This window comes from Congregibacter sp. (genome assembly GCF_045107095.1).
In the GTDB taxonomy this organism is placed as follows: domain Bacteria; phylum Pseudomonadota; class Gammaproteobacteria; order Pseudomonadales; family Halieaceae; genus Congregibacter.
Genome location: NZ_JBGCFU010000027.1, coordinates 16,569 through 34,682 on the forward strand (window position 1 = coordinate 16,569; position 18,114 = coordinate 34,682).

The 18,114-nt window shown below is 53.8% G+C and carries 14 protein-coding genes; 8 read left to right on the forward strand and 6 right to left on the reverse strand.

Annotated features, from left to right (window positions below):
* Positions 1-29: 29 nt before the first annotated feature.
* Genes AB8B76_RS05460 through AB8B76_RS05470 form a run of 3 tightly spaced genes read right to left on the reverse strand, consistent with a single transcriptional unit; the run spans position 30 to position 2,692 of the window.
* Positions 30-719 (reverse strand): SDR family oxidoreductase, encoded by a 690-nt coding sequence (locus AB8B76_RS05460; RefSeq protein WP_405271000.1) that lies wholly within the window; start codon positions 717-719, stop codon positions 30-32.
* A gap of 52 nt (positions 720-771) precedes the next feature.
* Entirely contained in the window at positions 772-1,677 is a 906-nt protein-coding gene (locus tag AB8B76_RS05465; protein ID WP_405271001.1) for an AEC family transporter, read from the reverse strand.
* Positions 1,678-1,720: 43 nt separating this feature from the next.
* Positions 1,721-2,692, reverse strand: a complete 972-nt coding sequence (locus tag AB8B76_RS05470) for an NAD(P)H-dependent flavin oxidoreductase (RefSeq protein ID WP_405271002.1) — start codon at positions 2,690-2,692, stop codon at positions 1,721-1,723.
* Positions 2,693-3,155: 463 nt separating this feature from the next.
* Here AB8B76_RS05470 and AB8B76_RS05475 point away from each other — a divergent pair, with 463 nt between their 5' ends.
* The 6 genes from AB8B76_RS05475 to AB8B76_RS05500 all read left to right on the forward strand — a co-directional run bounded on the left by AB8B76_RS05475 (position 3,156) and on the right by AB8B76_RS05500 (position 11,340).
* A complete protein-coding gene (locus AB8B76_RS05475) occupies positions 3,156-5,363 on the forward strand; it encodes an acylase (RefSeq protein ID WP_405271003.1) in 2,208 nt (735 codons plus the stop codon).
* Between the two features lie 43 nt (positions 5,364-5,406).
* Positions 5,407-7,122 carry a solute:sodium symporter family transporter gene (locus tag AB8B76_RS05480; protein ID WP_405271004.1) on the forward strand — a complete coding sequence of 572 codons (1,716 nt, stop codon included), beginning with the start codon at positions 5,407-5,409 and terminating at the stop codon, positions 7,120-7,122.
* Complete coding sequence (locus tag AB8B76_RS05485; RefSeq protein WP_405271005.1) at positions 7,122-8,378, forward strand: Gfo/Idh/MocA family protein; 1,257 nt, start codon at positions 7,122-7,124, stop codon at positions 8,376-8,378. Before AB8B76_RS05480 ends, AB8B76_RS05485 begins: the two co-directional genes overlap by 1 nt.
* A 74-nt stretch (positions 8,379-8,452) precedes the next feature.
* Positions 8,453-9,427, forward strand: coding sequence for an aldo/keto reductase (locus AB8B76_RS05490; RefSeq protein ID WP_405271006.1), 975 nt, complete (start codon positions 8,453-8,455; stop codon positions 9,425-9,427).
* Positions 9,411-10,403, forward strand: a complete 993-nt coding sequence (locus AB8B76_RS05495; RefSeq protein WP_405271007.1) for a TauD/TfdA family dioxygenase — start codon at positions 9,411-9,413, stop codon at positions 10,401-10,403. Before AB8B76_RS05490 ends, AB8B76_RS05495 begins: the two co-directional genes overlap by 17 nt.
* A gap of 4 nt (positions 10,404-10,407) precedes the next feature.
* Positions 10,408-11,340: an alpha/beta fold hydrolase gene (locus AB8B76_RS05500; protein WP_405271008.1), complete on the forward strand. Its 933-nt coding sequence runs from the start codon at positions 10,408-10,410 to the stop codon at positions 11,338-11,340.
* Positions 11,341-11,374: 34 nt separating this feature from the next.
* Here AB8B76_RS05500 and prlC read toward each other — a convergent pair whose 3' ends face one another.
* Positions 11,375-13,408 carry an oligopeptidase A gene (gene prlC / locus AB8B76_RS05505; protein ID WP_405271015.1) on the reverse strand — a complete coding sequence of 678 codons (2,034 nt, stop codon included), beginning with the start codon at positions 13,406-13,408 and terminating at the stop codon, positions 11,375-11,377.
* 101 nt (positions 13,409-13,509) lie between these two features.
* Between prlC and AB8B76_RS05510 the strand changes: the two genes are divergently transcribed.
* Complete coding sequence (locus tag AB8B76_RS05510) at positions 13,510-14,751, forward strand: glycerol dehydrogenase (protein WP_405271009.1); 1,242 nt, start codon at positions 13,510-13,512, stop codon at positions 14,749-14,751.
* Entirely contained in the window at positions 14,744-15,292 is a 549-nt protein-coding gene (locus tag AB8B76_RS05515; RefSeq protein WP_405271010.1) for a hypothetical protein, read from the forward strand. The genes AB8B76_RS05510 and AB8B76_RS05515 overlap by 8 nt, the downstream gene beginning before the upstream one ends.
* Before the next feature lie 23 nt (positions 15,293-15,315).
* Here the strand turns inward: AB8B76_RS05515 and AB8B76_RS05520 are convergent, their stop codons facing one another.
* Entirely contained in the window at positions 15,316-17,061 is a 1,746-nt protein-coding gene (locus AB8B76_RS05520; RefSeq protein ID WP_405271011.1) for a diguanylate cyclase, read from the reverse strand.
* The coding region (locus AB8B76_RS05525; RefSeq protein WP_405271012.1) for a PotD/PotF family extracellular solute-binding protein at positions 17,048-18,114 on the reverse strand (1,067 nt) is incomplete at its 5' end. The genes AB8B76_RS05525 and AB8B76_RS05520, both read right to left, overlap by 14 nt.

The following is an 18,114-nucleotide window of genomic DNA, read 5'->3' on the forward strand; positions in this document are numbered from 1 at the left end:
ATCGCATGTTTGAAATTGTCACAAGCGCTTTACCAGGGTAGCTCGTCACCTTTAAAGGTAAGTAGTCTTCCACTGTCATCAGAACTCAGCTGATCGATGACCGTCATCATCCCGGCGATGGACTCTTCTGCTTGAATATCTGCCCCACTACCGCCCATGTCGGTGACGACCCATCCGGGGTGCATGGCGATGGCGATAACATCCTTCTCTTTTAGGTCGATGCTGGCGGTTCGCATAATGGCGTGCAGTCCGGCTTTCGAACTGCGATAGCTATATAAACCACCCGTGCTGTTGCCGCCTATACTGCCCAGTGTGCTGCCCATGCCTACAATGATCTTTCGCTCACTGGCGGCTACATGATCGGCAAATGCCTGTACGAACATAGCCGGTGCGACCACATTGATGTTCATAACCTGTTGGAAGTCCTCGGCATTGAGTGTTCCAAGTCCGGTTCGCTCAGCCATTACTCCAGCATTTAGTATGAGTACGTCGATCGCGATTCCCCGCAGAGTATCGGCCAGCTCAGCGATAGCAGCCGCGTCGCTAACGTCCAATTTATATACCGTGACATTGTCAGCGGCAGTGGCAAGTTCTTTGAGCTCCGAAGCGTTGTCTAGGTCGCGACAGGTGCCAAACACGGTCCAGCCTGCCGCCGCGTATTGGCGGACGAATTCAAGACCCAAGCCGCGGTTTACACCAGTTATCAATACCGTAGCCATAAAATTCTCCAGTGTCTGATTGGAAGTAAGGGGGGCAAGGATGATTAACGCATCACAACACGACGCCCAGGGCGATGGGAAGAATGATCAATGATGCCAGATTGCCTATGAGAACTATGGCAGCAACTCGCTGAGGATCCTGTGCATAGCGCTCGGCAAAGAGAAAATTCATTACCGCAGGGGGCAGCGCGCCAAAGATGATAAGCATTGCCGTATCTCGTTCATTCAAACCCAGAAGTAGCGAAAACACCCAGGCTAGCGTCATACCCAGAGCGGGTTTCAAAAATGCTCCAAGCAGTGGTGCAGAGAGCGCGTCAAAACGTACCTCGCGCATGCGTACGCCCAGAGCAAAAAGGAGCAGTGGTACAGCAACGTTGCCCATTAGTTGTAAAGCCTCTACCAAAGGAGGCCACACTGGCACTTGCGCCAGAGAGATTCCGAGGCCAGCAAAGACTGCCAGTAGTGTGGGGTTTCGCCATAGGGTCTTAATCTGGGCATCTCTGTCCAGCATATGGAGGCCCACGGAGAAATGCAGCACGTTGGAAACACTATAGAGAATGACTGCGGCTGCCAACGCGCTATCGCCCCACGCTAAGACCGCCAATGGGATCCCAATATTCGCCGAGTTATTGAACATCATCGGTGGGACGAAAGTGCGCCAATCTACTCCTACTGCCTTGGCGAGAAGCCTGGCGGCGAGTCCGCTGCAGAGAACGATTAAGGCTGCTCCGGCGGCTAGGCCAGCGTAGCGTGTTGGGTCAAAGCTCTTGCTCATCATGGCGCCGAGGATCAATGCCGGCACGAACACATCCATGTTCAGACGATTCGCTACCGACATCTCGGGATTGTGCTTACGACCGTACCAAAATCCTGCGACTACGATGGCGACGATGGGAAACAGAATGCCCGCTATACGAGCAAACATCGCTACATCAAAAAAAGCGGAGTGCGTATTCACTTTTACACAGCCGCTGGCTTAGCTGGTGATTGACCGTAGATGCTCAGAGCATTCCGCTGAGACGCTGTCGGATCATCGCTTCCGCATCGTTCATGATACGGCTGATCAGCTCGTCGCAGGTGGGAATGTCATTGATCAAGCCCGCGACCATGCCGCAGGACCACGCGCCGCACTCGACCTCGCCTTCCATCATTACCCGAGGATAAACACCGGCGACTTCGGCAGCGATGTCACCAAACTCAAGCTCTTTGCCCTTGGCTTTTTCGGTCGCGAGGATTTTCTCAACCGCGGGGTTGTTCAATACGCGCTCGGTGTTGCGAAGGGGGCGCATTACCAGGCGTGTATCAAGCTCAGTGGCTTCCAGAATTGCTTGTTTTACGTTCTCATGCACGGGCGCTTCCTTGGTGGCCAAAAAGCGCGTGCCCATGTTCATGCCTTCGGCCCCCATGGCTAGCGACGCCACCAAGGAGCGGGCGTCGGCCATGCCACCAGAAGAAACAAAGGGAATTTCCAGTTCGTCCGCAGCACGGGGCAAGAGGATCATATTGGGGATGTCGTCCTCGCCCGGGTGGCCGCCACACTCAAAGCCGTCAACGGATACGGCGTCGCAACCTATCTTTTGTGCTTTGAGCGCATGACGGACTGCGGTGCACTTATGGATAACTTTGACGCCGGCTTCTTTCAATGCCGGTAGATACTCCGCTGGATTGTTGCCCGCAGTCTCTACCACTTTGACGCCGCCGTCGATGATCACCTTGATGATCCCCGGGTAGTCGGGCGCATTCACTACAGGTAGAAATGTGACGTTCACGCCAAAGGGCTTATCTGTCATCTCTTTACAGCGGGCAATTTCATTGGCCAGATCTTCGGGTGTTTTTTGTGTGAGTCCAGTGATGATTCCCAAGCCGCCCGCATTGGAAACTGCGGCAGCCAGCTCAGCAAAACCGACAAAGTGCATGCCGCCTTGAATAATCGGATGTTCAATACCAAACATTTCAGTGATACGCGTTTTCATCGCCAGACTCCCCTCGTTTATGGTTTTTTGAAAATTTTAAGTCGGCGCTATGCTGATTTATCCGCGCGGGTTATGCAATCGGCAATTGCGCTATCCCCTACCTCAACTTAGCGCCTACCGAAGCAGACGGAGGCCGAATCTCAGAGTTTGGAAATTTATGGTTGATTCCCACCATTGTCGGCCTGGTATCCGGTGGGAGTTAGTTGTCCTTTAAGGGATAAACTCAATATTAATCGTTTGTACGACTTGCGCTGAATCCCTTCAATGCGGGTTCAGGGGAGGCCAAATTTAGGGAAGTGAGCGTGTGGCAGTAGCATGAAAGATTGATGAAGCAAATGAGGCGATACGATGACGTTTTTGTGACGTTTCGGTGATACCTTAAAACGCTTGGTTTTTTTGGTGATGAGTTTTTTGGTGATAAGTTTTTGGGTTACAAGTCTTTGGTTAACAAGCGAGTAGATCTATGACGATTCATGCATTCCTTCGATGGGGCATCGCGTGGTGCGCCCTGGCATTGATAACAGCCTGCGCGGACGAAGGTGCAGCAAACGTTGATCCCGAGCTTGCTCGACTGGCAAGTCGCGCTGGCGCAGTGACGATTGTGCGCGATGACTTTGGTGTGCCACATATTTATGCCAAGACAGATGCAGATGCTGTGTTCGGTCTTCTCTACGCGCAGGCCGAGGATGATTTTCCCAGGGTAGAACGCAATTATTACTGGGCTATCGGGCGACTAGCCGAGGCCGAAGGTGAGTCAGCGCTCTTTAGTGATCTTCGCGCACGTTTGTACATGTCCACAGATCAAGCGAAAGCAGCCTACGCGAAAGCTCCTCCCTGGCTTCAGGCCCTCTGTGACGCCTTTGCCGATGGACTGAACTATTACTTAGCCACTCATCCCGAAGTCACACCCAAAGTACTCACCCGCTTTGAGCCCTGGATGCCGATGTTCTTCTTCGAGGGTTCTATTGGAGGCGATATCGAGCAGATTCCGCTGGACGGCATTCGCGCTTTTTATGGCGAGAAGAGGTCCGTTGAATTAGCGGTGGTGGAACAGGCCCGGGAGCCTAAGCTGGGCTATGAGCAGCATTTGGGATCCAATGGGTTTGCGATAGCTGGTGAGCGTACTCGCTCTGGTAACGCCATGCTTTTGATCAACCCGCATACCTCGCTTTATTTTCGCGGCGAGGTTCACGTCGTCAGTGAGGAGGGTTTAAACGCCTACGGCGCTGTGACCTGGGGGCAGTTTTTTGTTTACCAGGGGTTCAATGAGCACACGGGCTGGATGCACACGTCGACGGGCGTCGACTTCATGGACGAGTTTGTGGAAGAGGTGATTGAGGGCCCCGATGGCGAACTGATGTATCGCTACGGCGATGAGCTTCGGCCGGTAGAAGTCTCAGAGGTAACGCTTAAATACAAGGACGGTAACGGGATGTCGGAGCGAACCTTTCCTCGCTATCGCACCCACCACGGCCCCGTTACCCACATGCTTGATGGCAAGTGGGTAGCTACGCGCATCAACTGGGATCCGGTTACGGCACTGGAGCAGTCCTACGTTCGCAGCAAGAAGACCGGCCTTGACGGTTTTAACGACATGATGGATCTGCGAACCAACTCATCTAACAATACGGTTTACGCTGATTCCCAGGGCAACATCGCCTACTACCACGGCAATTTCATTCCAAAGCGCGACACCCAGTTCGATTTTTCCAAGCCCGTCGACGGAAGCAATCCCGCTACGGATTGGCTGGGTCTGCATTCGGTAGATGAGATTGTGACAGTTACGAATCCCGCTAACGGATGGCTGCAGAACTGTAATTCCACACCCTTTACAGCGGCGGGGGAATACAGTCCCAAGCAAAAGGATTATCCGGTGTACATGGCTCCCGATGCTGAGAACTTCCGGGGCATTCATGCGCAGCGAGTTTTGAAAGAGGCCACTGATCTCACGTTGGATGGACTGCTCGACCTTGCTTACGACAGCTATTTACCGGGCTTCGAAGGATTGATTCCCGGACTGATCGAGGCTTATGACGCTGAGGGGTCTAGCTACCCGGAGCTGGCAGAGGCCATTGATGTACTGCGTGGTTGGGATCTGCGCGTCAGCGCGGACTCGGTGCCGATGTCGTTGGCGTACTTTTATGGGATGCAGTTTCGGGAGGATGGAGAGAATCCTCAGGGTCTGCGTCGTATGGCATTAATCAACTACTTTGCTGAGGCATCTTCATATCAAGAGCGACTGGCAGTCTTCGAGACTGCCATCGAGCGTCTCACCAGCGATTTTGGTCAATGGGACACATCCTGGGGTGAGATAAATCGGTTCCAAAGACTGTCAGGCGACATCAACCTTGCCTTTGATGATGAGAAGCCAAGTCTGCCCGTTGGTCTGGCGTCTGGAGACTGGGGCGCTCTTGCTTCTTATCGAGCTGTGCGGCGTGATACCAAAAGACTTTATGGTGTTTCGGGAAACAGTTTTGTAGCCGTGGTGGAGTTTGGCGATAAAGTACGAGCAAAGAGTATTTTGGCCGGCGGTCAGAGTGGTGACCCAGACTCTCCACATTTTTATGATCAGGCCCAGCCGTACATTGATCGTGAGTTTAAGGACGTGGCGTTCTACCGGGAAGATGTCGAGGCACGTGCTGTGCGCCGCTATCACCCGGGAGAGGGCTAGGGCGCCTCTGGAGCGTGAATAGTCCGCGAGAGCGACCAACGCCGTGACCCCCGAGCAGATTGCCAGCACCTTATTGAGCTGTGCGGGATTTATGGCGCTTGTTGCCTGGGTTTCCTATAGAAAGACCCGAGGAGAAGTGGCCACTCAGGAAGGTTACTTTTTGGCGGGCCGCGGACTCGGTCCATCCTTCATTGCCGGTTCGTTGTTACTGACTAACCTTTCTGCAGAGCAGCTGATTGGCCTGAATGGATCGGCCTACGGCTTCGATATGAGTAGCATGGCCTGGGAGGTCACGGCGGCTATAGCGACCATCGCCATGGCTTTTGTGTTTCTTCCACGATATCTATCGGGCGCCTTCGTGACCTTGCCGCAATTCTTGAACGAACGCTATGACGACAGCGTTCGCAGAATGACCGTGTTACTTTTTATGTTTGGTTATGGATTGATAACCATTCCCAGCGTTTTGTACTCTGGATCTATCGCAGTACTGCAGCTGTTTGATCTGCCAAGCATGCTGAAGATGTCCTATGGCCAAACGCTGGTACTGACCATTTTTGCGATCGGTTGTATCGGCGCAATGTATGCGGTGTTCGGGGGACTCAAAGCGGTCGTGGTGTCGGACACGCTTAATGGCGTGGGTCTGCTAATTATCGGCATCGCGGTACCGCTGCTGGGGTTTGCGGCTCTAGGCGAAGGCAGCATTGCCAGCGGTGTAAAGACCGTGGCCTCTCAGTACCCCGAAAAACTCAACGCTATCGGCACAGAGGATTCACCCACGCCCTTTGGCACGCTGTTTACAGGCATGATTCTCGCCAACCTGTTTTACTGGTGCACCAATCAGTATGTTATTCAGCGCGTATTGGGCGCGAGGAACCTGGCTGCGGGTCAAAAAGGCGTGCTGCTCTCAGGATTCTTCAAAGTGTTAGTGCCGTTTTTTATGATGATGCCGGGCGTCATCGCCTATCATCTCTATGGTCCCGGTCTGGCCTCGATAGATCTTGCCTATCCGCGACTGATTAGCGATGTTCTGCCAATTTACGCGATGGGCTTTTTCCTCGCGGTACTTCTCGGTGCAGTGTTTAGCTCTTTTAACTCGCTGCTTAACAGCGCCGCTACCTTGTTCTGTCTTGACCTCTATGCGCCGCTAAAGAAGGAACCGTTGACAGACGCGCAAATGGTCCGAGTGGCAAAGATCGCCAGCGTAGTAATAGCGATTTTCTCCTTTGCGGTCGCCCCTTTGCTTCAGTTTGCGCCTATCGGGCTTTGGCAAATAATTCGCATATTCTCTGGCTTCTATAACATTCCCGTAATTGCCATTGTGCTGGTAGGACTGTTTACCGTCCGAGTTCCGGCGCTGGGTGCAAAAATTGTAATCGTGTTTCATGTGGTGGCATACGGACTCTGCCAATTCGTTTTTGAGGATTTTATTACTATCCATTTTTTACACCTCTATGCGATTCTGTTTTTTATAGAGGTGGGCATTATGTTGTGGGTGGCGACTTATCGACCCCGGATTAATCCGGCCGCGCCCGCTCATGTGGAGCTGGTGGAAATGACACCTTGGGTCTATGCGGTGCCTTGCGCTTTAACCCTTCTGTCCTGCGTGGTGGCACTTTACTTGCTTTTCTCGCCCTTGGGCTTGGTAGGTGGGTTGGGCGGTGGGTTCTTTACAGCCATTACCGCGCTCGTAGTTGTTAATGCGCTCACCTGGATATTGGCCAGACGACAGGTATACGCGCGCTCGCGAGGAATTTTGTAATGCGATTTTACGAAGAGTCTTCAGAGGCTAGAGCCAAACGCGCTTGTGCGAAATTGTCTGAAGAGAGTTTTCAAAAAACCGCGTCAAACGCTGCCGATACAAGGCCTGGTCTCGCAGTCATAGGCGTTGGCATGATGGGTAGGGAGCATCTGAGCGTTGCCCACCTTTTGGGGCGCACGGTGCTCCGGGGAGTCTATGACCAGTCAGTTGAAAGTCTCGAAGCTGCTGACGAGCTCTTGGTTAAGTTGAGTGGCGAGGCGCCTCATCACTACTCCGCTCTTGAAGACGTTTTTGCCGATCCGACAGTGGACGTGGTGATCATCAGTACACCTAACTACACCCACTGGGCTGTGGTGCAGGTGGCCTTAAAGAGCGAAAAAGCGTTACTGGTAGAAAAGCCCATGGCTACCCGCCTTGAAGACGCCTTTGCCATAGTGAAGGCTGTTTCGAACCGGAAAGCGTTGTTTCGCCTGGGTATGCAATACCGTTTCAAAGCACAGTACGTTGATCTGTTTAGAGAGGTGAAAGCGCTCGCTTCGCTAGGCGTAGTAAAGACCATAAGCATGGCGGAGTACCGCCCGCCGTTTCTGGAAAAGGTCGAGCAGTGGAATAAGTTTAATCGCTATTCCGGTGGGACCTTGGTCGAGAAATGCTGTCACTACTTCGATCTGATTAATCAGATGGCTGAGGCAGCGCCGATTAGCGTGTATGCGTCGGGAGGGCAGGCGGTCAATTTTCTGGAGTTTGAATACGCGGGAAGTGCTTCAGATATCGATGATCACGCCTTTGTTGTCATTAACTACAGCAATGGCGTCCGAGCAAGTTTTACCCTGAATATGTTCACCGAAGAACTCTACGAAGAAATGGTTGTAGTGGGGGAGAAGGGTAAGGCCGTTGCATCAGAATGTTCAACCTTTAAGCGCGACGAGCCATCTACCGGAGCTCTGCAGGTTGAGGTGTCGGGACACTCTCACTACCATTCGCGGGACGTTACGTATCCAGAGTTGATTGAGCAAAGCGGACACAGTGGCGCAACGTTTTTCGCGCAGGAATCTTTCCTAAACTTGCTGGAAGGTCGCAATACTGAACAAGGCGCTGACAGTGCTACGGTGATGCAAGGTCTTTGGGCAATGATTGTGGCAAGCGCGGCGCAGGCATCTATTCAAAGAAACGCGCTTGTCGATATTGAACAGTTTTTGCTCGAACACGGCAGCTCTTCATTGGCGCTCGCGGATCTTGCAGCAACAGCCGAGTAAGCAAGCAACTCAGTGGTTTCTTCAGCGTCTCGAATAAACCGTCAAGTATAAATTTAAGCATTTGGGTAACAGTTATGGATAGCATCAGTGTGGGATCCGGAAGTATGCCTTTGATCGGCTTGGGTCTTTGGAAAATAGAGCCGACGGATACGGCCAATGCGGTGGTGGAGGCTATACGGGCCGGCTACCGGCATTTGGACAGTGCGGCCGACTATGGCAACGAGACCGCGGTAGGCGAGGGTATCGCGCGGGCGATCGAGCAAGGCCTGTGTCGTCGTGAAGATCTCTGGGTGACCTCCAAGCTTTGGAATACCTACCATGACCCTGCTCATGTACAAGCGGCTTGTCAGCGTTCCCTTGATGATTTGGGTCTGGAGTATCTCGACCTTTATCTCGTGCACTTTCCCATCGCACAGCCCTTTGTTGAGTTTTCTGAGCGTTACCCTCCAGGATGGATCACAGACGCTAACGCAGCTGAGCCTCGCATGGAGCTGGCGAAAGTGCCGCTTAGTGCTACCTGGACTGCGATGGAGGCTCTTGCGGATCAGGGGCTCGTGCGCGAGATTGGCGTGTGCAATTACAACAGTGGCCTACTGCATGATCTGATGACTTATGCGGACCGGCCGCCGGCGATGCTGCAGATCGAGTCTCACCCGTACCTTTCGCAGGACGCTTTGCTCCGCACTGCATCGGATTACGGTATTCCGGTAACGGCATTTTCACCGCTGGGTGCTTTGTCTTACGTAGCATTGGATATGGCTACGGGCAGCGAATCAGTCCTCGATGAGCCGGTGGTCGTTGAAGCGGCTGAGCGATTGAAGAAAACGCCGGCGCAGATTGTTCTTCGTTGGGCGGTACAACGGGGCACGGCGGTGATTCCCAAAACCAGCAAAGCTGAACGTTTGCTAGAGAACCGATCGATTTTTGATTTTGAGCTATCCAATGAGGAAATGTCTGCCATCTCCGCTTTGAATCGCAATCGACGTTTTAATGATCCCGGTGTTTTTTGCGAGGGGGCCTTTAACAGGTTTCATGCAATCTATGACTGATGCCTGGAGCTATGTAATGCCAACGTCCGATGCTGCAGTGAGTTTTCCCTGCGTACTGGCGAACAATGACGATCCTTCGAGTGCACTTGGCATCGAAGACACCCTCCTGCGCATTGCACAGGACAGATCTAAGCTTAGCGACTTACTAAAAGAGCATGGGGCGGTATTGTTTCGAGGAATGCCTTTGCGTTCAGCTACGGATTTCGATGCCTTCATTGCCGCCTTTGATTTGCCTAATTTCCGCTATGCCGACTCCTTATCAAACGCGGTGAGGACTAACCGAACAGATCGCGTTTTTACCGCCAATGAGGCTCCGTCGACCGTGGAGATCTTTCTACACCATGAGATGGCTCAAACGCCCGTGTATCCCAGCAAGCTATTTTTCTTTTGCGAGACAGCCCCGCAAAGGGGTGGGGAGACGCCTATTTGTCGTTCCGATTGGCTCCTTGAACTCATGCGCGAGCAGCAGCCGCAGTTTTTGAAGCGCTGTGCTGAGGATGGGCTGCAATATACCAATGTGATGCCCCACAAAGCAGATGCCGGGTCGGGGCAGGGGCGAAGCTGGACGGATACTTTGGGAACCCACGATAGAAACGTAGCGGAGCAAAGACTGTCAAATTTGGGGTATTCCTGGACTTGGTTGCCCCAGGGTGAACTGAAGGTGAGCACTCCAGTGTTACCCGCAGTTAAAGAACTACCGAACGGTACTGAGGTGTTTTTCAATCAGCTGATTGCGGCGTATCGGGGTTGGGATGACAAGCGTAATAAGGGCGAAAAGTCGGTGACTTTCGGGACCGGAGACGAGATCCCGGCAGATGACCTCGCTATGACCGCGTCGCTCGCCGAGCAAATTACCGAGGACGTGGCCTGGGAGCAGGGAGATGTGGTACTCATTGATAACTACATGATGATGCACGGACGTCGTCCTTTCGAAGGTTCTCGGGCGGTTCTGGCCTCACTCATTGCCGCGGATTAGCCAGGTGAATACGTTGGCGAAGCTGGTTGCCGCCATGCTTATTCTGGTTGTCGTCGCACTGGCTGCTCTCTGGACGCCGGATAGGAATCGATCAGATCTTGAAGCGCTCTATCTGCAGAGCGCTGGGGATCTTCGCGACATTGATGGCGTAAAGCTCCATGTGAGGGTTTCCGGGCCCGCTGAAGCGCCGGCGCTGGTCATGCTCCATGGCTTTGGTGCCAGTCTGCACACCTGGGAGGGATGGGCGGCCTCCCTCGATAAACGCTACCACGTTATTCGTTTGGATTTGCCGGGGGCCGGGCTCTCTTACCCTGATCTGACGGGCGACTACTCTGACGAGCGAACGCTAGCGTTGCTCGATGCGTTGCTGGCAGAACTCAATATTTCCCGGGGCGTCATTATCGGTAATTCCATCGGCGGCCGACTGGCCTGGCGGTTCGCTGCGGCTTATCCCGAACGAGTGACTGGTCTCGTGCTCATTTCGCCAGACGGCTTTGCCAGCGAGGGTTTTGAGTATGGTAGGACGCCGGAAGTCTCGGTTGTTACACAATTAATGCGCTACACCTTACCCCGTTTTTTGCTGGAAATGAGTTTGCGGCCTGCCTATGGAAATCCCGATGCGCTTACGGAGGACGTGGTAAACCGCTACTACGACTTGATGCTCGCCCCGGGATCCAGAGATGCTCTGATCAAGCGTATGGCACAAACGGTTCTGGTGGATCCAAAGCCCGTGTTGCGAAGCATAAAGGTTCCGGTGCTCCTGCTATGGGGAGAACGCGATGGCGCAATACCCATTGCCAATGCCGCTGACTATCAAACCCATCTGCCAGACAGTCTACTGGTACCGCTGCCTGGCCTTGGGCATGTGCCTCAGGAAGAAGCACCCCAGCGTTCTCTCTTACCCGTGAGTGAGTTTCTTCTGTCGCTTCAGGAATAGGCCCCTCTCTCAGGTCGTCGTCGCTCCTGAGTATTCACGCTGCGATGCCCGTATGTCTTAGTAGTGCATCTACCTTAGGTTCTCGCCCTCGGAAGTTTACAAAGAGGTTCATGGCGTCGTCAGAGCCACCGCGTTCGAGGATGCTCTCAAGAAAGCTACGTCCTGTGTCCTCGTTAAACACACCTTCTTCTTCAAAGCGAGAAAAGGCGTCTGCGGACAGAACTTCAGCCCACTTGTAACTGTAATAACCGGCCGCGTAACCGCCCCCAAAGACATGTGAAAACGCATGGGGGAAGCGGTTCCATTCCGGGGCAGGAACAACCGCTACTTGTTCTCGTACTTCATTCAGGATCTGGTAGATCGTCGGGCTGCCAGATGGGTCGTATTCAAGGTGCATGCGGAAATCGAAGATAGCGAACTCAAGCTGACGAACCATCATCATGCCGGACTGAAAGTTTTTGGCGGCAATCATGCGCTCGTAAAGCTCGTCGGGAATCAGTTCTCCGGTCTCAAAATGCGCGGCGAATAGATTCAGTGCATCACGCTCCCAACAATAGTTCTCCATAAACTGTGAGGGGAGTTCGACAGCGTCCCAAGCGACGCCACTGATGCCGGCAATCCCCGGGTAGTTAACGCGAGTCAACATATGGTGGAGGCCGTGGCCGAATTCATGAAACAGCGTTTCTACTTCGCGATGTGTTAGCAGTACATCGGCATCGCCCACGGGAGGGGTGAAGTTGCAGGTCATGTAGGCAACGGGTATCTGTTCCATGGACTCCGTCTTCATGCGTGACTGGCAATCTGCCATCCATGCACCGCCGCGCTTGTGTTGTCTGGCGTAGAGGTCAAAGTAAAACTGCCCACGCACGCTGCCATCGGGATTGCGGATTTCATAGAAGCTAACATCCGGATGGTAGGTCTCTACGTCGGAAACGGCATGAAAGCTCACGGCGAAGAGTTTTCCGACCACTTCGAACATGCCCGGGATCACGCGACTTACGGGGAAGTAGGGCTTTACTTCTTCTTCACTAATGTTGTGTTGGTGCTGACGAAGTTTTTCGCTGTAGTAAGCGACATCCCAGGGCTTAAGATCCTCATGCCCGTGCTGTGTCGCGGCGTAAGACTGCAGCTGGGCAAACTCTGTGTCGGCCTGTGCTTTTGATCGCTGAGCGAGGTCGTTGAGAAAGCTCATAACTTCGTCGGTGCTGCGGGCCATCTTTGTGGCAATGGAGCGCTCGGCATAGTTGTTAAAGCCTAGAAGCTGCGCCGCTTCGTGGCGCAGGGCCAGAATGTCATCCATGTTTTGTGAGTTGTCGAACTGCCCTGCGTTCGGCCCTTCGTCACTGGCACGGGTGGCAAAAGCGCGATACATCTCCTCGCGAAGCGCTGCGTCCTCAGCGTAGGTCATCACTGGTTGGTAGGAAGGAAAATCCAAGGTCAACAAAAAGCCTTCCAGACCTCGATCGCTAGCAGTTTGCTGAGCTAGATCGATGGCTGACTGAGGCAGCCCCGTCAGAGCGTCAGCGCTCTCAATCTCTTTTGTCCAAGCGTTGCTCGCGTCCAGTACCTTGTTTGAGAAATCGCTCGAGAGCGCCGACAGAGATTGCTGGATTTCCTTGTAGCGCTGTTTTTTGTCCTCGGGCAGGTCAACCCCGGAGAGGTGGAAATCCCGGAGTACATTGCTCAGTAGTTTTTTTTGATCGCTGTTAAGTGCCGCATCGCTCTCCGCCACTATTTTGTAGGCTTGAAAAAGGGCTTCGTTCTGTCCCATCTCGGTACTGAAGTCCGACAGTTTTGCGAGGCATGCACTGTGGGCTTCACGCAGTTCGTCGCTGTTCATGACGCCGTTCAAGTGAGACACCGGGGACCAGGCTCTGGAAAGGCGATTGTCCAGGAGCTCCAGAGGCTCCACGACTGAATTCCAGGCGGGTTCCTTGACCGAGGATAAAAGGGTCTCAACCTGCTCTCGATGGAGTGCTAGCAGTTCGTCGATAGCAGGCTCTATGTGCTCGGGAGATATAGACTTGAACTGCGGTAATGGGCTGTCGGTAAGCAGCGGGTTGGGCATTGTGTATTCCATGGGATTTTCGTGGGCCGTAATTCTGCCACGAAGCGACGACGAGTGTGTATTTGCTTTAGACTGATCCAAGGCAAAAGAGGTGTTCATTTATGACAAATAGTAGTCAGGGAGCTCAGCCAGACGACGAAGCGGTTAACGGTAGTGATGAGGCTGCGCTTGAGCTCTTTGCATTGCCGACACCGGCACAGGGCATGGCAAGAGTTTTTGGGAGTCCCCGTCGCTATGTGCAGGCGCCGGGTGTGATCGCTCAAACCGGCGACTACTTACACAAGCTGGGATTTGCTTCCTGTGCGGTGCTGCTCTCTGCGCGCAGTCAGCGGGCTGAGGGTGCTGTGCTCCTGCAGAGCCTTGAGGATGCCGGGATTCCTGCCACGATCCTTACCTTCGGCGGTGAGTGTTCCTTTGAAGAAATTGAAAGGCATGCCGATGTGTTGCGCGCTCGAAGCGCTGCGCCCGCTACCGTCATTGCCTTAGGCGGAGGCAAGGTCGTGGATGCGGGAAAATGCATAGCTCACCGACTCGGTGTGCCGGCGGTGGTGGTGCCTTCTTTGGCATCAAATGACGCGCCCTGTTCTGCTGCCTCTGTCATCTATAGCCCCGAGGGTGTGTCTGAAACTTTCGAGGTCTTTGCAGAGAATCCTGCGCTGGTGCTGGTAGATACAGCCGTTGTGGCAGCTGCACCTGCTCGCTATCTGGTCGCAGGCATGGGTGATGCGATGGCAACCTGCTACGAGGCCAGGGCCTGCTCTAATAACCCCGGCGCTGTGACTACCTTTGGAGCCAGCCCAACCTTAGCGGGTGCCGCAATCGCAAAACTTTGTGCTGAGACGGTCTATGCAGACGGTGAAGCGGCTTTGGCATCCCTTGAGGCCGAGCTTATAGATGATGCTCTCGAGCGCATTGTCGAGGCTAATACCCTGCTCAGCGGTATTGGCTTTGAGTGCGGTGGTCTTGCCGCCAGCCATGGCTTTGCTCAGGCGTACACGGTGGTCGCGCACGTACATAAACAGTTTCTTCGCGGAGAGATGGTGGCCATGGGGATCCTGGCGCAGCTTGCTTTGGAGGGCTGGGACGACGAGGCTCGACGGGTTACAAGGTTTTTTGCTCGCATTGGTCTGCCGGTGCACCTTGGCCAGATTGCGCTGTCGCCGGAAGATGCCGACAGTCTTGCTGCAGTTGTAGAGGCTGCCATGGCGTTTCCCTTTATGGCGAACATGCCTGTTGAAGTAACCTCCGAGACGTTGCACGCTGCAATATTGTCAGCGGATCGACTGGGTAGAGAAGTTGCACAGGAGCACGGCGATGCGGCGTATGCAAAGATCCATGCTTAACATGAACCTGGCCTGTGTCACTCGATGCGCTTTGGCGGCTCTATTTGCAACTGCTACGGCGTTTGCTGACCCCTCACCGCAATCAGCGGAGCACAGCAATGCCCACGAAGATGCGGAGCATGAGGGCGCTGCGTCGGGGGCCGAGCATTATCAGGGCCACGGATATCCTCATCACACACTAGGCGTTTTTCTTGGCGATACGACAGAAACTCGCAGAAACCAAGGTATTACCCTTGGGCTGGAATATGAATATCGCGCCAGTGAGCGCTTTGGCGTGGGCGCCATCCTTGAACATGTAGGCGGTGACTTTGATACCAATATCGCTGTGCTACCTGTTGCTTATCATCGCGGCCCGTGGAAGTTGTATGCGGGTCCCGGTATTGAAGACTCTGAAGAGGAGGGTAGTACCTTTCTTGTGAGAGTGGGGCTTGAGTATGGATTTCACTTTGGCAAGTACGAGGTGTCACCGCAGATTGACGTAGATTTTGTGGACGACGAACACCTGTTCATTTTTGGCGTGGTGATCGCAAGGCCTTTCTGATCCTCTGCCCTCTGCCCTCTGCCCTATGCGGTTTGGGGGGTGAGTGTCATGGGACCGATGCAAACACGGTTTCTGCCTTGGTTTTTGGCGAGATAAAGTGCTCGGTCGGCATCAGCGACCAACGACTCCGCAGTGCTTCCCTCAGCAATAATCGAGATACCGATACTGATAGTAATGCGGTCGGGTAGGCCGAAGTCCGTACCCTCAATAGCTGCTCGAACTTTCTCAGCAACGCTGCGCGCTGGCTCAACGCCGGTTTCGGGACAAATGACGAGAAATTCCTCGCCGCCCCAGCGACCCAGTATGTCTGAATGTCGCAGATTCGCCTTAATCTGCGTCGCGAGTGTCGAAAGCACCTGGTCACCCGTGAGGTGCCCGTGTGTATCGTTAACCTGTTTGAAAAAATCGATATCCATGATTAGTAGCGCTAGAGATCGTTCGTATCGTAGCGCTCTGCGAAGCTCCGTAGTCAGGGCTTTGTCTAAAGCTCGACGATTGTAGGTATCTGTCAGTTTGTCGATGGAGGCGAGGCGGTCCAGCTGCTCATTCTTTAGCTGAAGCTCGCGGGTGCGCTCAGCAACCTGCGCCTCCAAACCACGACTAAGCTCTCGATAATTTGTAAGAAGTTCTCGCTCGCGAATGTTCTCCTGTCGAAAAGCCTCCGCTGCAATAAACAGGTCGCCGATTTCATCCTGCGTCCTTGCGGTGCCAACAACATCCTCTTCTGATCCTACCGATAGTTTCCGAAACACCGCGGCAAGATGTCGCAAGGGCGATGTCACAGAATTCAGCACCCAGAAGAAGATCGGAACACTCAGCACAATTACCGCGATGATGATGCCGGACTGCCAGCGGTAGGCGCTAATGCGGTTGCTATGCATATCTGCACGTAGTGCACTAATCTCGTGATTTTTGGCAGTAGCGATCGCGTTGGCTAGGTATTCGAGTTCTCGAGCTTCCGAGGGCATCACAACGTTGACCAGATAAGCATAGCTGCGAATTTTCTGGATATTGCTGTAGAGGGTGTCTTCAACCTGTTTGATGTTGAAGCGAGATTCCCATGATGGATCCAAAGCCGTCGCATCACCTTGAATGGCGTCTTCCGCGAGAGCCGCATGCTCCTTGAGCTCAGCCAGATGAGATTCTGCATCGCGAACCCGTTGAGCGTCAGAGCTTACAAAGTAGGTGCGTAACTCTGCCTCAATTGCGGCTACGTGATCATAAAAGCTGTTTATGTGCATGGATACTGTAAAGCTTGCATCGGAGGTTGAGCCGGAAGGAGATTCGTGGGGCTGTACGAATTCATCCACGCGCTCAAGATCACTGTTCAGTGACTCCGATATTTCGTTGTAGGCTTTTGCAACCAGGAGAAAGGATTCGTCGAAGGCCAGGAGGTGAACCCGTATATCATCGATCTGGTCTTCCTTTAAACACCCATTCTCTTCGCAAACATCGATGCGCTCACCCCATGAGCTGATTACTGAGCTGACGCGCTTGTGGGCAGATTCATGACCATAGTGAACATAGCGGGTTGCCGCCAACTGCACCTCGCTGGCAGCGATGGAAAGCCCGTTCACAAAGTCGAGTTGCGTGCCTGCGTGTTCCAGCTGTTCAGTCTGCTTGCCGCTAAAATCAACGGCGATGTAGCTGGTTAATGCCAGGGTCCCCGCAGCAAAAACACCCGTAGTAAACGCCACTGCCAGACGTTGCCGGAGCGTGAGGCGGTTCAGCAGTGAGAGCTGCTTTTGTTTTAGATCAGGCGATGACAAACTCGTTCCACCGCTGCACGGTCAAATCAAAGGTCGGCATCACCGTGTTCCACACCGCAATGTTCGAGAAGCGCCGCGAATAGCTTCCGCCCCGTCTCGTTTCTCCAGCCTGCACCGTGATCTGTCCATCGGGCCCTGCGAGCTGGGTAGGAGCCGCTTGGCCTTCATACCAGTAGTCCCATTCGCCAGCAGACATCAGGCTCTTGGAGCGCCCCGGGTTACTGATGTAGTAGCCTTGGCGACTGATAAAGGCGCCAGGCCATCCGGAAAGCCACCAATTCATGTAGCGATAGGCAGCGTCCTCTTGCTCGCCGCGTGTTTCTCGCGAAAGGCACATCACTCCGTGCCAGGCTCGGTAGCCTTCTTTGGGTGCGGCATAAAGGCAGGGTTTTCCTGTCGCGCGAACCATGGATACTCCCGGGGAGAACATGCTTTGCACGTCAACTTCACCACGGCTCATGAGTTTGGCCGAGTGGGGAACAGAGTTCCAAAACCCGCGGAAATGTCCGTCGGCTTTAAAACGCATAAGGATGTCGAACAGCCGGTTTACCTCTTCGCGTGTCATGTTGCCGATGTCGCCGAACGCCATGAGACCTCGAGCTTGTGCGGCAAGTGCTAAATCAAAAAGGCCGATACTGGGCGCGTTGACTATCGCTACACGCCCCCTATGTTTAGGATCCAGTAACCAGCCCCAGCTTTCGGTTTCGTACGGTGTCCCTTCGGTAACGCGTTGGGGGTTGTAGCCCAAAGAATCTGCGTTGTGAACATAGGGCAGGTAGCTGACCTCTCCCGTTGGCTGACTGCCCAGAGTTCCATCTGCCTGGACATAGAGCAGCAGGTGAGGAGCATCGCCCGCGCCGATGGTGTCGGTGGGGGACAAGCGACCGGTTTTGCTCAAGGGATTGATCTCGTCCCAGTTTTCAATTCGGCTGGGGTCGATGGACTGTATTGCACGCGACTGCCACAGCACTCGCATGCTGTTGGACCATTGCTCGTAGAGATCAAATCCCGAGGGGTCCATGGAGGCTTTGAACAGCACCTGCGCACTGCCAC